Source organism: Pseudomonas sp. Soil_N_39, from assembly GCF_057655955.1.
This window is the reverse complement of record NZ_JBDGLI010000020.1, coordinates 48,758-65,546: the sequence shown is the minus strand read 5'-3', so window position 1 is coordinate 65,546 and position 16,789 is coordinate 48,758. Positions and strand designations below refer to the sequence as shown.

Below are 16,789 nucleotides of genomic sequence, written 5' to 3'. Positions count from 1 at the left end.
TCTTGGTGAGCCTGGTCGCTAACGACGTTGAGTTTGCAGGGGAGGGAGGATAGGATCAGCCAATGCTAATCGTTTGCATTAATTAGGGAAAGCCACGGGAGCCCCGTTATCGAATTTCCAGAATGGCTTAACCAGGCCTGGCCGCCGATACAGCGGGTCATCCGGCAGGCACTTGGCGACCAGCCTTCCATCGCGTTGAGCCAGCTTGCCGATCCTGCCGCGCTGCAACCCTTGCTGGCCCGATTCGCCCTGCGTTACCCGGGGGTGAACCGCGCCGCCGTGGTGTCGCAGTGGTCGATGAACTACATGAGTATTGTCCTGCCGGCCACCCTGGCCTGCGTGTTGACGCGTCATTGCGCCATCGAGTTCTGGGGCGAGGACGCGCTGCTGTTGCACGACGACGGCCAACCGTCGGCGTTGGGCCTGGCCGCCGGGCTGTCGGCCTTGGATGCGGATGACCGCGGGGCCTATTGGTCGCGGCTGGTCCACGAGCACTTGGCGCCCCTGTTCGGCACATTGGCCGCCGCCGGTGGCCTGGCCCCGAAAATACTGTGGGGCAATTTCGTCGCCATTTGGGACGGTGCCTTCGCCAGGATGGACCCGGACCTGTCCAGGGACGGCTTCGCCGAGGCGCACCAGTGGCTGGAGCCGGTCACCGTGAACAACGGCCGCTTGAAGCTGCGGGGCCTGCAACGCATGGTCGAGTCACCGGCGCCGCAGATTTGCCCCTGCTTGCCTTTGCGTCGGCATTGCTGCCTGCATTATCAACTGCACGAGCCGGTCGAAGGTCAACCGCCGGTGCTCTGCGAATCCTGCCCCAAGCTGCACCGCCTGCCGGTGGCGGAGCAGGTGAGCTATCTGCATTACATCTATGAGTAGGCTTGGGCGCGGGTAGGGCCTTTTCTGGCAACAGCCAGTCCCCGTGGGAGCGAGCTTGCTCGCGATAGCTGTGGCTCAGCTTGCATCAATGCTGAATGTGTCGACGCTATCGCGAGCAAGCTCGCTCCCACAATGGGGCTGGGGTTGCCCTGGCATTATGGGCGTATTCTCAAGTGGACAGCATTTCAGCCACGGGCATCGCATCAGCCTGCGGGGCGACTTCGCTGAGCTTGCCCTGTTCGATGCGGATCAACCGGTCGGCCAGGCCGAAGTAGGCATCGTCATGGGAGATGACGATCAGCAATTTGCCGCGCTCGCGCAGGTCCGGCAGGATCCGAGTGTAGAAAAAGTGCTTGAACACCGGGTCCTGGTCGGCGGCCCATTCATCGAACAGGTAGCAGGGACGATCATCCAGATAGGCACTGAGCAGCGCCAGGCGCTTGCGTTGCCCGGTGGACAGCGCCAGCGTGGTCAGCTTGCCTTCCTCGATTTGCACCTTATGGTCCAGTTGCAGGTGGACCAGGTAGTCCTGCGCCTGCTTCACCAAGTGCGGATCGTCGCCATCGAACAGGTTCTCGAACAGGCAGAAGTCGGTGAAGATCGCCGAGAAGTGCTGCCGGTAATGGTGGTTGTCGTTGCTCGAGGACACCTGCTCGTCAAGCATGATCTCACCGCTTTCCGGCCGGTACAGGCCGGTCAGCAACAAGGCCAGGGTGGTCTTGCCGCTGCCGTTGCCGCCGGTGATGAACACCACTTCGCCGGCATTGAGGGTGAGGTCGATGGGGCCCAGGGTGAAATGCCCGTCCTCGCGCTCGCGGTAGTAGGTGTGGGTGACATGGCGGCACACCAGGCTGCGCACCTGGGTCGGCGAAATGGTGTCGCGGGTCTCGTCGGCGGTTTGCATCTCGCCTTCCAGGGCGCGGATCTTGTTCAGGGCCACACTGGCCCGGCCGAGGGTCGGCAAGGCGTGCATCAGCTCCGACAACGGCGTGATCATGTAGAGGATCGCCAGGATATAGCCGGTGACCAGGCTCGCGCTCAGGTCGATGAAATGCGGCGCGGCGAACAGCACCACACCGATCAGCATGTAGAACACAGCATTGCCCCAGTTCAATACCAGGGCGTAGATGCTCATGCCCCGTACAAAATCGCGGCGGTATTGCTGGCTCACCGGTATCAGCAGGCGGGTGAAGAAGTGCTGTCGGCGGGGATGGTTGAGTTGCAGCTCCTTGCTGCCATCGGTGAGCAGGCGGTATTGATTGAACAACTGGTCCTTGAGCTCGCGAGCGCGGGAGATCGAGGTCAGTGCCCGGCGTTGCGGCCAGTGGAAGCTCAGGCTGCCCAAGGCGATCAGCAGCAGCGTCAGGCCCAGCAGTGGCAGGCTGAGCCAGCCCAGGTAAGCGAGGCATGCGGTGATGATCCCGACGTTGACCAGCAGGATCGGCACCAACTCTACCGCCTGGCTGATGGTCTGCGTATCGTCGGTGAGCATCGCGAGCAGGCGATGCTTGCCCAGGCGCTGCAATTGCGCGTAGGGCGTGTCGATCAGCTTGGCGCTCAGGTGCAGGCGCATGTCGTTGACCGCGGCCTGGCCCAGGCGCAGCAGGCTGATGTCGGAGATGATCCGCGACACCGCGACCAACACCACCAGGCCGGCGAAGAGCAGGCCATCCACCGGGCGCAGCTTATCGAACACCTCCAGGCTGTGGTTGATGTTGGCGATCAGGCCGGCCGCCGCGAGGCCGCAGGTCAGACCCGTGAGGGTCGCCACCAGCAGTGCCCGCCAGGAGCGTTTAGCCATGAGTAACAACAGATCCATTTCAAACCGCTCCGTGTGTAGCAGTGGCTGTGAGGCGCGCCGCCAATTGTTCGTGCAAGGCGTGTTGCTCAAGGATGGTCAGGTGTTGCGCCGAGATGACCTCGCGGGTCAACGGCCCACTGCTCAGGTCTTCCCAATGCGGGTCGGCGAACTCAGCCTGGGCCAGGGTATCGCTGGCCCACCAGACATGCACCGGGCAGTTCAACCGTACGGGCTTGAACGTGGCCAGCAGATGTTGCGTATGCTGCTGGTAGTTTAGCCGCGTCTGCAGGTGCTCCCAACTGTCGCCATCGAGTTGCAGGCCTTGTTGCCGTGCCCACTGGACCAGTTCCGGCAGGCGTGCCGCCGGGGGCAGGGCGCCCAGTTGCTCCAGCAACGCGGCCATGATCGGCGGCGGCAACTGGCGCAACACGGCCTGGCTGTCCGGTGTCAACGCTTGGGACGCCGACTCCAGCAGCGCCTCGACACTGTCTTCCGGCGCCTGATGCTGGTATTGCGAATCGATGATACCGAGAAACGCTACTTCTTCGCCCTGGCTTTCCAGGCGCGCGGCCGCGGCAATCGCGAGCAGGCCGCCGAGGGAGAAGCCCAGCAGGTGATAAGGCCCCTGTGGTTGCTGTTGGCGCAGGTGCTCGACATAGCATACGGCGAGACTCTCGATATCGCCGCCCAGGGTCGTGCTATCGTCGGTCAGGTACGCCGCCTGCAAGCCCCACAGATGCCAGCCCGCAAGCGGCGCCAGCAGCGTGCGGTAATCCTGCACGTGGCCGGTGGAGGGGTGGAAGCAGAACAGATTGGCGGTTTGTACGGCATCGACGGTGGGCGCCGACAATCGCACCAGCGGCGAGAGCTTGAGCTCGGCCTGCACCAACGCTGCAAACGCCGAGACGCTCGGGGCGTTGAACACCGCATTGACTGTTACCGGTGCCGACAGCGCGGTTTGCAAGCGACTGGCAAGCGTCACCGCCGCCAGGGAGTGGCCGCCCAGCTCGAAGAAGTCATCGTCGATGCCCACCCGCTCCAGGCCCAGCACCTGTGCCCAGACCTCGGCGAGCAGGGCTTCCAGAGGCGTGCGCGGCAAGGCGCTGCCGACCGTGTCGAGGACTTTGTCGGCCCATTGCTGCAAGGTCTTGCGGTCGAGCTTGCCATTGCCCATCAGCGGCAATGCCTCGACGATCCGCAGGGTGGGCAGCATGTAGTCCGGCAAGCAATCCTGGGCCTGGCCATGCAGCCGGGCGACCGTGGTCGAATGCCCGGGCGCCAGGGTCATGAAGGCGAACAGTTGCTGGCCGAGCTCGCCCCGGGGAATGCATTCCACCGCAGCCTGGGCCACGCCGGGAAGGCCGGTCAGCTGCGCCTGGATCTCGTCGAGTTCCACGCGGAAACCGCGGATTTTTACCTGGCGATCCGCACGCCCGGTGATCTCCAGGCTGCCGTCATGGCGATAGCGGGCCATGTCGCCGGTGCGATAGAGACGTTCACCTGGCCGTTGTGCCAGCTCGATAAACCGCCCGGTATTTTGCTGTGCGTCCAAGTAACCGCGGGCCAGTTGGGGGCCGGCGATATACAGCTCGGCGCTTTGCCCGGGAGCGGCCGGCGCTTGCTGCTCGTCGAGCAGGTACAGGCGCATGCCGTCGAGGCGGTCGCTCAGGGGCAGGCGGCGATAGTCCATGGTTGGTTCGGCTTTGTGCATCACCACCCCCACCGTGGTTTCGGTCGGGCCGTAATGGTTGAAGACCGTGAGCGCCGGCGCGAGGCTGCGAATGCTTTGCAGCAGGCGCCGCGAGCAGCTTTCGCCGCCGAGGATCAATTGCTTGCGCGGCAACACGGCAGCGCTTTGGGCGTGGATCAACCAAGCGTCGAGCAACGACGGCACGACCTTCAGGTGGTCGATCGGGTACTGCGCCTGCCAGGCTGCCCAGGCTTGGGCGTCCATGGCTGTTTCCTTGTCCAGCAGGTGCAATTCGCCGCCGCTGAGCAGCGCCGGGAACAGCAGCGTGTAGCCCAGGTCGGCCGCCAGGGAAGTGACCACCGCGCTGCGCTCACCCAGCCCCAGCGTCAGGCGTCGGGACACGCTGGCGACATAACTGGCGAGCTGCCGATGCTCGACGATGACACCTTTGGGTGTGCCGGTGCTGCCGGAGGTGAACAGCACATAGGCCGCGTCCTGCCCTTGGATCTCGACGTCGGTTGCCGTGGCAGGTGCTTGCTGCCAAGTCGCTTCATCACGCAGGTCGAGGCTGCCGATGCCGGGCAAAGCGGGGGCGCTGCCGGCCGAACCACTGAGGACGAAGACCGGCTGGGCCTGTTGCAGGATGGCCAGGGAACGTTGCGCCGGTTGATGCACATCCAGGGGGACGAATGCCGCGCCGCTCTTGAGCACGGCGAGCATGGCCAGGACCATCTGCGCGGAGCGATCCAGGTACAACGCCACGCGATCTTCGCAGCCCACACCCTGGGCGCGCAGGTAATGCGCCAATTGGTTACTGCGGGTCTGCAATTGGCCGTAGCTCAGCGGTCCGTGGTGGTCGCGCAGGGCCAAGTGTTCGGGGAACTGCGCGGCGCAGGCATCGAAACCGGCCGGCACGCTGGCAAACGGCGGCACTGGGACGTCGTCCTGCAGGGCGGCCAGCGTCGCGGTGAAGCTCGGCGCTTGCAAGGACAGCTCGGCCAGGGGGTTGCCTGGGTTGGCGAGGGCATCGAGCAGCAGCGATTGGAGCTGCTCCAGCAGGACCCGCGCGGCTTGTTCGCTGTAGCGGCCTGGCAAATGACAGAGGTTCAGGCGATAGCCGCCAGCGGTGGTTTCGGCCACCAGCAGCAGCTCCATGCCCGCGGGAATGGCTTGTGCATCCAGCACGGTGAGCGTCGACGCCATGCTGCCCAAGGTGTCGAGCCGATCGGGCAACTGCCCGCCCCACTGGAAGCCGTACTGCAAAGTGTCGGCCGGCAGTGCAGCGCTGACGCCGCAGTACTCCTGCCATTCGGTGGCTTGCTCGCAGAGCACCTGCAGGTTTGCCAGCGCCTGGGCAAAATGGCTGTCCGCCGTCGGTTGCCAGCGCAGGGGCAGGGGCTTGGCGAATAATCCCCAGCAGTCGGCGAGCTCTTCATAGTCGTCGCGGCAATCGTGGACCCAGTTCAAGGTCAATGCCGGGTTGTCGCCGGTACTCAGGCGCTGCAACAGTACGCCCCAGGCTGCCATCAGGACCTGCTCGGGCGAGGCGTCGTGACGTTGGCAAAAAGCCTCAAGGGCCATGCTCAACTGTGGCGTGGCGCTCAGGCGAGTGGTGACCGGGGCGTCGGGGCGGTCGCTGCGTACCTGGCGGTAGAGCAGCTCGCTGACGGCCGGCTCGTCCAGGGCCTGGCTGGCCCAGAAGCGCCGGCCATCCTCGGCGTCTTCATCGGCCTGCAATTCGTAGAGCCAGGCGCTGTACTGGGTATAGGTCATGGCCTCGTCATCCGCCATCGGCGCATCCGTCGAGGCCAAAGCCTGCGCCAGGCGCAGCAAGGTCCCGCGATCGGCGCTCAGCGCCGGCAGTTGCAGCGTCACCCGGTGCCGATCGTCACCGACCGCTTGTACCTCAATGCTGATGGCGTCCGCGGCCATGACCGTGGGTTCCACCATCTGCAACGGCATCAGCAGGCCCGGCTCAGGCCGCACCCGCAGGCGCAGGGCCTCGTGACATGCGCTTAGGGCGACGAGCCGCTGCTGCAGGCGCTCCATGACCAACGGGCCTTTTATTTCCAGTTCCAGGCGCACCGCGGGCAACCCTGCCAACCACTGACTGCGTTGTTGGGGCGAGAGGGCGAAGGCTTCTTCACGTTTCTCGAAAGCGCTCATGCCTGCACCTCCGCAACCGGCGCCGGCGGTGCTTCGGGCAGGCAGCCGGTCAGTTGTTCGCGGCGCATCATCTGGCCCATGGCGACACAGATCTTGCGCTCACCCTCGAAGGGATCGCGGGCGTGGGCCACCAACATATTGTCCAGCATTACCATGTCACCCTTTTGCCAACTGAAACGTACCGCGCAGTCTTCATAGGCCTCGCCAATGACGTGCATTACCGCGTCTTCGATCACGCTGCCGTCGCCGTAGTAGACGTTGCGGGGCAGGTGCCCGGGGCCGAACAGGCTGATCAGGTTGCTGCGCACTTCCGGCTCCAGGCAGGCGGTGTGGTGCAGTTGCACCTGGTTGAAGAACGACAACTCACCGGTCTCGGGATGCGCGACGATGGCCGGGCAGTGCTGGGCGATCCGCAGGTTGTCGGGGCCCAGCCATTCCCAGCGCATACCCGACGCCAGGCATTGGCGCTCGACTTCCTCGCGCTGTTCGGTCTTGAAGAAGTCCTGCCAGCGCACATCCAGCTTGTCGGTGAAGTGCCGCACGTAAAGCAGCCCCAGGGCCTGGAAGCGAGCGACGATGTCCTCGGGCAAGCGCGCCAACACCTGCCGGCAATCGACGATGGGCGTGCAGCCGCCACGTGGTGCCGGTGTTTCGCAGTAGAACCACTGCTTGCGTGGCCACTGCGGCAGATGGGAGCTCTCGTTGTGGAAGAGAATCATGTGCTGTTCCGGGTACGGCGTGGAGTGGTAGATGTTCTTGCCCGAGGTGTTTTTCGGCAGGTCGCCGTAGGTCCCGTAGAGGTCGGGCTCGATGGCCTGGGCGAACTGTTCGAAGGCGGCGGCATCCGGCAGGTTGAAGCCCCGGAACAGCAGGCCGCCGTGGGTCAGCAGCTGTGCATTGATCCATTCCCTGGCTTGCAGCGCCCAGTGCACCGGGTCCAGGTCGCCGAGCAACGGCTCGATCACCAACGGCAAGGCTTGCCCGACGTTGAGGGTGCGGGTACGGACCTGCTCGTGGGCCACCTGGCTTACGGCGGTTGCACGAGTCTGCTTGAGCTTGCTCAGTTTCGACTGCTTGCGCGCGCTGCGGGCCGTGGCCTCGTCGAGCGACGAGTCAGGCTGTGGCGCGGCGTCGGCGGCGGTGCCCTCAAGGCGCCACGACCAGTTGTCCAGCGCCTGCGCCGGGGCTGAGACGATCTGCTCCAGCAGGTGCTCGAAGCCTTGTTCGAGGCGCTGGATGGTCTGCGCCTGCAACACGCTGGTGCGATACACCCAGCGTACGTTCAGGCCTTGTTCCTCGTCCTCTTCGACGAACACGGCGAGGTCGAACTTGCTGCTCTCCTGGGGCGATACCAAGTGCTCCACCTCAAGGTCCGGCAGGCTGGCATTGCCGCTGGGCGTGTTCTGCATGACGAACAGCACCTGGACCAGTGGGTTGACCCCTGGCGTACGCGGCGGCTGCAACTCCTCGACCAGTTTGTCGAACGGCACTTGCTGGTGCTGGAACGCCGACAGGCAATCCTCGCGCAAGCGTTGCAGGCGGGCGTCAAAGGTTTCGCCCTCGTTCAGGCGGGCACGGATCGGCAATACGTTGACGAAGAAGCCGATGAGGTGTTCCAGGGCCGGATGTTCGCGGTTGGCCAGGTCGGTGCCGACGATAAAATCGGTGGCCCCGGTGGCTCGCTGCAACAGGCTGTTGAAGGCATTGAGCAAGACCATGAACAGCGTCGCCCGTTGTTCCTGCGCGTAGGCCTTGAGCACCTGCGTCTGGACCGCAGTGAAGCGTTGCTCGAGGGCCGCGCCCTGGTAGTCGGGGCGAGCCGGGCGTGGCTGGTCAAGCGGCAGCGGGATCACCGTGGGCGCGCCGTCGAGCTGGCGGCGCCAGTAGTCGATGGACCTTGCCAGCAGACGTTGTTGCGCTTCGCTGCGTTGCCAGTAGGCATAGTCGGCGAATTGGATCGGCAACACCGGCAGCACCGGTGTCGAACCACTGGTGCGCGCCTGGTAACCGACAATCAGCTCTTGCATCAGGATACCCATGGACCAGGCGTCGGTGGCGATGTGATGCAGCACCAGTTGCAGCACATGATCGTCGCTTCCCAGGCGCAGCAGGTTGACGCGCAGCATCGGCGCCTGTTGCAGGTCGAACGGGCGCCCGGCCTGTTCATCGATCAGGCGCTGCAGGGTTTGCGCCTGTGCTTCGCTGTCGAGGTGACTCAGCTCGGTCGGCGTCAAGTCGACCATCGGCGCCGGGCTGATGACCTGGCAAGGCTGGTCGCCGTGGAGGTGGAACGCGGTGCGCAAGGACTCATGGCGTTCGAACACCGCCTGCAAGGCCCCTTGCAGCGCGGCGATGTCCAGCGCGCCACGCAGCCTGACGGTGGTGGTCATGTTGTAGGCGGCGCTAGGGCCTTCGAAGCGATCCAGGAACCACAACCGTTGTTGGCTGTAGGACAGCGGCAACGGCTGGTTGCGCGGCGCCAGGGCGATCTCGGTGTCGCCGTCGGCCTCGGTCTGGGCGTCGCGCTGTTGATCGACCGCTTGGGCCAGTTGTTCGAGGGTGCCACGTTCGAACAGCGTGCGCAGCGGCAGGTTCACGTTCAACCGTCGGCGAATCCGCGACAACACCTGGGTGGCCAGCAGCGAGTGACCGCCGATGGCGAAGAAGTCGTCGTGCACACCCACGTTGTCCAGGCCGAGAATCTCTTGCCAGAGTTCGGCCAAGACGTGTTCGGTTGGTGTGCGCGGTGCCATGGATTGCGCCTGCGCCGTCTCGTCCTGGGGCACGCCCAGGGCGGCGAGGGCGCGACGGTCGACCTTGCCATTGGCGTTCAGCGGCAATTGCGCAAGGCTCAGCCAACGAGCCGGGACCATGTAGCTTGCCAGTTGCTCGCCCAGGTACGCGCTCAAGACCTGTTGCGCGGGCTCGCCGTCCAGGTCGGCCGCTTCGTCGAGCACATACCAGGCCAGCAGTTGCAACGCGCCACGGGCGTCGGGCAGCGCCAGCACCGCCGCGCTGTCCACCGCCGGGTGCTGCATCAGGCGGTTTTCGATCTCGCCCAGTTCGATGCGGTGGCCACGAATCTTCACTTGCTGGTCGCGACGGCCGAGGTATTCGATCACGCCATCGGCGCGCATCCGACCGATATCACCGCTGCGATACAGGCGCGCATCGGCCTGGAACGGATGCGGGACAAAGGCTTCGCGGGTGCGTTGCGGGTCGCGCAGATAACCGCGTCCCACGCCGACACCGCCGATGCACAATTCTCCGGGTACACCGACAGGGACCAGGCGCAGCGCCGAGTCGAGAACGAACACCTGGTTATTGGCGGTCGGCTTGCCGATGGGCATGTGCAGGCAGTCGTCGGCGGGGGCTTGGGTGATGGGGTAGAAGGCGACGTCGTCCGAGCATTCGGCGGGGCCGTAGGCGTTCATCAACGGGATCGCCGGGAAGCGGGCGAACCAATCCCGGGCCAGGGCCGGCGGCAATGCCTCGCCGGTGGGCAACAGCCAGCGCAGGCTCGCCAGGGAGTGGTGCGCCTGGCTTTCCTGGAGCATGCCGCGAATCAGCGCCGGTACGGTTTCCAGCAGCGTCAACTGCTGTTCTTGAACGGCGTCGAGCAGGGCCACTGGGTCGTGGGCCTGGGCATCGGGAAGAATATGCACGGTGGCGCCGAACAGCGGCGCGGCGAGGAATTGCCAGACGCTGATATCGAACGCCGCCGAAGCGGTCTGGGCAATGCGGTCGTGCTCACCCAGGCCCAGGCTCGGGACTTTGCCGAACATGTTGTTGAGCATCCCCCTTTGTTCGACCATCACGCCTTTTGGCGTGCCGGTGGAGCCCGAGGTGAAGATCACATAGGCCAGTTGATCGGGGTTATGTGCATAGCTCACCGGCGGCTGCTCGCGGCCTTGCCAGAGCGCCTGGGCGATCAGGCAGGTGGGTTGCTGGCGCATCTGTGGCAGGACATTGTCCAGTGCCGAGGTCGCGTGCTCGCACGCCAACAAAAGCGGCGCTTCGCCGAGGTTCAGCACCTCCGCCAGGCGGGCGTGGGGCTGTTGGATGTCCAAGGCCTGGAACGCCGCGCCGACCTTGAGCGTGGCGATCATCATCGTCAGCAAGGCCAAGCCTCGCTCAGCGAACAGCGCCACCAGGGTTTCCGGACCGGCACCGGCGGCTTGCAGCGCATGGGCGATGGCGTTGGCGCGGCGGTCCAGTTCGGCGTAGGTCAGCGATTGTCCCTGGCATACGGCAGCCAGGTGTTGCGGGCGGCTGCGTACTTGCTCGGCGAACAACGCCGCATAACCGCGCTCCAGCGGGAAGTCGACGTCGCTGCGGTTGCAGTCGATCTGCAACTGCCGACGTTCCGCTTCGGGCAGCATGTGCAGGCTGCCCAGGGGCGCCTGGGGCGTTTCCAGCATGCCCGAAAGCAACTGCACCAAATGCCCGAGCATGCGCTGTACGGTGTCAGTGCTGAAGCGCTGGCTGTCGTAGGACAGGCGAATGCCCAGGCGGTCGCCGGGGTACAGCACCACCGTCATCGGGAAGTTGGTGTGCACGCGGTCTTCATAGATGTCGATGCTGAAGGCGTCCAGTTGCACGCTGTTGATGTCCAGCGGCGCGTTCTCGAACACCACCAGGCTGTCGAACAACTGCTGGCCGCGCGGCACTTGGCTGCAACGCTGGATGTCCACCAGCGAGGCGCTTTCGTGTTCGCGCAATTGCGCGTTGTGGGACAGCAGCGCCTGCAACCAGTCGGCCACTGGCGCCTCTGGGTCGACATCGATGCGCAGTGGCAGGCTGTTGATGAACAGGCCGACCATTTCTTCTACACCGGCCAGGTCAGTCGGGCGACCGGCCACGGTCACGCCGAACAACACGTCGCGGTTGCCGCTGTAGCGCGACAGCAACAGCGCCCAGGCGCCCTGGATCCAGGTGTTGGGTGTCAATTGATATTGCTGGCACAGCTGCTGCAGGCGCTGGGTCTGGGCGATGCTCAGGGTCTGGTCGAAGTCGCCGACCTGTTCCGGTGCCTGCTCCGGACGGGCCACGGGGCTGTCCACATGCAGCGGCGTTGGCTCGCTGAAACCGGCCATTTCGGCCTGCCAGAATGCGTGGGCGGCGGCCATGTCATGGCGTTCCAGCCAGCTCATGTAGCCGCGGAACGAGCGCAGGCGCGGACGGGCCACCGGCTCCTGGCGCACGATGGCCTGGTAGATCGCCAGCAGGTCTTCCATCAGCAGGCCGAAGCACCAGGCGTCGGTCAGGATGTGGTGGAAGCTGCGCACCACGGCGAAGCGTCGCTCATCGAGTTGGAACACCCGTAGATGGGTCAGCGGCGCACAAGCCATGTCGAAGCCTTGCAGGCGTTGTGCTTCGAGGGCCTGATCCATCGCCAGGCGCTGCTGCTCTTCGTCGAGATGGCGCAGGTCCTGCCAGTCGAACGCCCGATGGGTCTGGCGGTACACGCATTGCAGCGGCTCATGGTCGTCTTGCCACCAGAAGGCGGTCCGCATCATGGGGTGGCGCTCGAGGAACAGCTGCCACGCGGCTTCCATCGCCGGGCGTTGCAATACTCCGTCCCAGCTGTAGCGTTGTTGCATCAGGTAGATGCCGCTGTGGGGCTGCAACAAGGTGTGCAGGAGCATGCCCTGTTGCATCGACGACAGCGGGTAGACGTCTTCGATGTTCAGCCAGTCCAGCGGTTCGGCGGCCAGGGTCGCCGCTTGCTTGTGGCACAGCGGGAATGCCTGGCTGGCAGGACGCAACTCGGCTGCGGTGACGAGCCCGGCGAGGTCGTTCAGGCGTTGGGCCAGGCGCGGCGCCCAGTCGGCGGCGAGGACACCGTGGCTGCGCAGGTGCAGGCAATCGCCCTGCCACCAGGCGTCCAGGGTCAGCGGGCAAGTCGATGCCGTCGATGGGCTTGCGGCTTCGACCTGGGCCAGGATGCCGCGTTCTTCGCGATGGCTGTCGAGGTTGCCCAGCCAGCGAATGGCGACCGAGGCCGCCGGCAGCTCACGCAGCGGTTCTTGCAGGTAGGTATTGTCCGACAGGTAACGAAGGGCGCCATAGTCGACGCCGTGTTGCGGGTAGGCGCGCATCTGCGCGACCAGTGCCTGCAAGCGTTGCAGCAGGCTGTCGCCTCCGGGCTGGAGGAAGTACGGCACCGCCAGGGCCAAGGGCCCCATGATGCGCGCCGGGTCGAGGTCGGCCACGGCAATCGGCGCATCGACCGGCAAGCGCTCGGCGCTCGGCCGGGCATCCTGCACGCTCAGCGCGACCCGGCCGTTGCCGCACAGTTCACGGCACTGTTCGGTCACGGCAGCGGCCAACAGACTGTTCCAGTCCAGTTGCAGCACCTCGCCCAGGCGCTTGAGTTCGCCTGAAGTGGTGGCTGGCAAGGTTTGTTCGGCCACGCTGGCCGGCTGCTGGCTGTCAGGCAGTTGCAGCGGTTCCAAGCCTGCATATTGCAGCCAATGTTCCCAGGCGTCGTCCAGGGCGTCACCCTGAGCGTGGGCCTGCTGGTGCCGCGTCCATTGGGTAAAGTCGCCCCCGGTGTAGGACAGGCGCACCGGCCGCTGATAACGCAGTTGCGCCAGGGCCAGATTGAGGTCGGTCAGCAGCAGCGACCAGGACGCCTCGTCCAGGCACAGCGGATGAGCGGCCAGCAGCAGGGAATACTTGCCGCCGACCTCCAGCAGGCTGGCGTGCAGGGTTTGGCCTGCGTCCAGTTCCAGCGCGTCGACCCCGGCCTGGGCCAAGGTTTGCAGTTGCGCCGGGGCGCAGGTCTCCAGTTTTTCGGTGGTGATGACCGGGGCCTTGGCCGCGACCAGCACCCGTTGCTGCCACTCGCCGTCCGGCAGGGCCTTGAGCGCCAGGCGCAGGGCCTGGTGGTGTTGCTGCAACGCGGCGATGGCCTGGGTCAGCAGCTCGCTATCGATGGCCTGGGTCAGCGCCACGCAACGCCAGGTGGCGTGCAACGGCCCTTGTTGCAGGCGTGCTCGTTGCCCGGCGGCCAGTGGCAGGTCATAGCCATCGGTAATCTCGTGTGCCACGCCATGGCTGGCATCGGCGCCGAGCACCCGGGCGATATCAGCGATGGTGCGGTTTTCGAAGAGCTGGCGGGGCGTGAGTTTCAGCCCTTGCTGGTTGGCGCGGGCGATGATCTGCAAGTTGATGATCGAGTCGCCGCCCAGGGCGAAGAAGTTGTCATGCACGCCGACACGTTCAAGCTTCAGGACGTCCTGCCAGATAGCCGCCAACTGCGCTTCGACTTCATTGCGCGGGGCAACGTGGGTGGCGCTGTCGTCCGTGGTTTTTTGCGGGAGCGGCAAGCGTTGCACATCGACCTTGCCGTTACGGGTCAGGGGCAGTTCGTCGAGGGTGATGAAGTGCGCCGGCACCATGTAGTCCGGGACCCGCGCCGCAAGGTCGTTACGCAGTTTCGTGGCGGACAACGACTGGCTGGCGACCAGGTAGGCCACCAGGCGCAGGCTGCCGTCCAGTTCCACGGCACGGACCAGTGCCTGTTCGATCAGCGGCGACAGGCGCTTGAGCTGCGCTTCGACTTCGCCCAGCTCCAGGCGGTTGCCGCGGATCTTGACCTGGCTGTCGACCCGACCGAGGAACGCCAGTTGGCCGTCCACTTGCCAGCGCACACGGTCGCCGGTGCGATACCAACGTTGCTGATCGGCGTCGAGGTGAAAGCGTTCGGCGGTCAGGTCCGGGCGGTGCAGGTAACCCCGGGCCAGGGCGCCGTTGATCAGCAGTTCGCCGGATACCCCGGTGGGCACCAGGCGGCCGTTGGCATCCACCACTTGCAGTCGGCGGTTCGGCAGCGGCCGGCCGAGGGCGATGCTGCGCAAGCCCGCCGGCAACTCGGTGGCAATCGCCCCGACTGTCGCTTCGCTCGGCCCATAGTGGTTGAACACCCTGAGCCCTGGCGCCAGGCGGTTGACCTGTTCCAGCAGCGCCGGGCTGAGAGCGTCGCCACCGAAGACCAGCAGGGCGCGGGGCAGCAGGCGGGCATCGGGCAACGCCTGCAACAGGCCGGCCAGATGGCTTGGGGTGATCTTCAGCACATCCACCGGGTGTTGGTCGAAGAGTTCGGCCAGTGCCAGAGGGCTGAAACCGCTGTCTTCATCCACCAGCAACAGGCTGGCGCCGCTGCACAGGGCGCCGAACAGTTGGGTGTGGCCGAGGTCGGCGGCGATGCTCGACAGCAAGCCGTAGCGGGCCATCGGTGGCGGGTTGAGGACCGCGTGCACCGCCGTCAGGTAATCGACGATGGATTGGTGCTCGACCACCACCCCCTTGGGGGTGCCGGTGGAGCCCGAGGTGTAGATCACGTAGGCGGCGTCAGTCGGGCTGCGGTCCACGGCCGGTGGAGTGTCTGGCTGGGAGGCGATGGCGTCGGCCTGTTCCGCCAGCCACAGCGTTGGCGTGTGCTCGGCCAGGCCTTTGAGCAAGGGCGAGGCGGCGGCACCGATCAGCAGCGCGGCTCGGCTGTCCACCAGCACGTCGGCCAGGCGCCCGGCAGGCTGTTTGAGGTCCAGCGGCAGATAGGCGGCGCCAGCCTTGAGGGTGGCCAGCAGGGCAATCACGAACTCGGCGCTGCGTTCCAGGGCCAGTGCCACGACGCTGTCGTGGCCGATGCCCTGGGCACGCAAATACTGGCTGAGGCGGTTGGCTTGCTGGTCCAGTTCACGGTAAGTCAGGGCGACCTGAGGGTCGCGGACCGCCAGGTGTTCCGGGTGGGCGGCCACCTGCTCTTCGAAGCGCTGGTGCAGGCACGCAGAAGGCACTGGCAGTTGCACGCCACGACCCTGCACGAGCAGTTGCTGGCGTTCTTCAGGGCTCAGCCACTCCAACTCGCTGACCCGGCACTGCGCTTGCGCCGTCATCGCCAGCAGGATGGCGCGCAATTGGGCCGACAGCACCGAGACCTCGGCATCGCTGAAGCGACTGCGGTCGTAACTGATCAGGTAGTGCAGTTGTTTGTCCGGCACCACGATCAGCGACAACGGGAAGTGGTTGCGGCCTTGGGTGAGGGTGATGCCGTCGGCCTGCTGGTCGTTGCTCGGGGCACTGAAACTCAAGCCGCCGGTGTCCTGGTTGAGCGCGTCGGTGACCGGGAAGTTTTCGAACACCAGGATCGAGTCGAACAGCGCCTGTTCAGCGGCGATGCGCGTCATCGACTTGAGCTTGCCCAGCGGCAGATAGGCGTGGTGGCGCAGATCGCTGTTGGCTTGCTGCAAGTGTTGCAGCCAGGCCACCAGCGTCGACGCATCCGCCCATTGCACGCGCAGCGGCAAGGTATTGATGAACAGCCCGACGGTGCTGTCCACCGCCGCCAGGTTCTCCGGACGCCCGGCGACGGTGACGCCATAGACCACGTCGTCACGCCCGGCGTGCTGGCCCAGCAGCAGTGCCCAGGCGCCCTGGATCAACGTGTTGATGGTCAGGTCGTTGTGGCGGGCGAAATGCGCCAGTTGCTCGGTTTCGCTGGCCGTCAGCAGACTTTCCCGCTCGGCGAACGGCGCCCCTGCCGGTGCCGGCTGGCGTACGGCGAAGGTGGGCAGCGGGGTCGGCTCGCTCACGTCCTGCAATTGCTCGCGCCAGAAGCCTTCGGTGGCGGCCATGTCCTGTTCCGCCAACCAGGCGATGTAGTCCCGGTAAGGACGGGTCGGCGCCAGGTCGGCGGGGCGGCCATGAGCCTGCTCGTAGTACAGCGCCAGCCATTCCTGGACGGCGATGCCGACGCTCCAACCGTCCATGAGAATGTGATGGAAGGTCCAGATCAGGTGCCAGCGTTCGGGTGCCAGGCGCACCAGGCACACGCGCATCAGCGGCGAGTCATTGAGCTCCAGGGGTTGCGCCCGCTGCTCCAGTGCCAACTGTTCCAGCGCGGCCTGGGGCTCGGCGCGGTCTTGCCAGTCCAGTTCGGTCAGGGGCAATGGCACTTCCTGTTGCACCACCTGATAGGCATCGTCCAGCTCTTCCCAGAGAAACGCACTGCGCAGCACGGCGTGGCGCTGCATCAGCGCCTGCCAGGCGCCGCGAAACGCGCTCAGTTGCAGCGGGCCGTTCATGTCCAGGCTCAACTGCTGGTAATAAACTCGCGAATCCGGTTCATAGACGCTGTGGAACAACAGGCCGTGCTGGGTCGGCGAAAGGGAGTAGATGTCTTCGATGTTGTTCATGCTTGCTTGGTCCATTTCAAAGTCTTGAAAACTCAAGTGAGTCGATCAAGG

Annotated in this window: 4 protein-coding genes; 1 reads left to right on the top strand and 3 read right to left on the bottom strand. The window is 65.3% G+C overall.

What is annotated here, in order from left to right; all coding sequences use genetic code 11:
- Window positions 1-195 precede the first annotated feature (195 nt).
- Complete coding sequence (gene fhuF / locus AC3A5O_RS24095) at window positions 196-879, top strand: siderophore-iron reductase FhuF (protein WP_305467308.1); 684 nt, start codon at window positions 196-198, stop codon at window positions 877-879.
- Window positions 880-1,048: 169 nt separating this feature from the next.
- Here fhuF and AC3A5O_RS24090 read toward each other — a convergent pair whose 3' ends face one another.
- The 3 genes from AC3A5O_RS24090 to AC3A5O_RS24080 are packed head-to-tail and all read right to left on the bottom strand — an operon-like array spanning window position 1,049 to window position 16,738.
- Window positions 1,049-2,698: a cyclic peptide export ABC transporter gene (locus AC3A5O_RS24090; protein ID WP_122565678.1), complete on the bottom strand. Its 1,650-nt coding sequence runs from the start codon at window positions 2,696-2,698 to the stop codon at window positions 1,049-1,051.
- Window position 2,699: 1 nt separating this feature from the next.
- A complete protein-coding gene (locus AC3A5O_RS24085) occupies window positions 2,700-6,536 on the bottom strand; it encodes a non-ribosomal peptide synthetase (protein WP_487753826.1) in 3,837 nt (1,278 codons plus the stop codon).
- Window positions 6,533-16,738 carry a non-ribosomal peptide synthetase gene (locus AC3A5O_RS24080; RefSeq protein WP_487753825.1) on the bottom strand — a complete coding sequence of 3,402 codons (10,206 nt, stop codon included), beginning with the start codon at window positions 16,736-16,738 and terminating at the stop codon, window positions 6,533-6,535. The genes AC3A5O_RS24085 and AC3A5O_RS24080 overlap by 4 nt, the downstream gene beginning before the upstream one ends.
- Window positions 16,739-16,789 lie beyond the last annotated feature (51 nt).

Coding starts and splice junctions, on each gene's coding strand:
- AC3A5O_RS24080 (WP_487753825.1), bottom strand. CDS start 16,738: ATGAACAACATCGAAGACATCTACTCCCTTTCGCCGACCCAGCACGGC.
- AC3A5O_RS24090 (WP_122565678.1), bottom strand. CDS start 2,698: ATGGATCTGTTGTTACTCATGGCTAAACGCTCCTGGCGGGCACTGCTG.
- AC3A5O_RS24085 (WP_487753826.1), bottom strand. CDS start 6,536: ATGAGCGCTTTCGAGAAACGTGAAGAAGCCTTCGCCCTCTCGCCCCAA.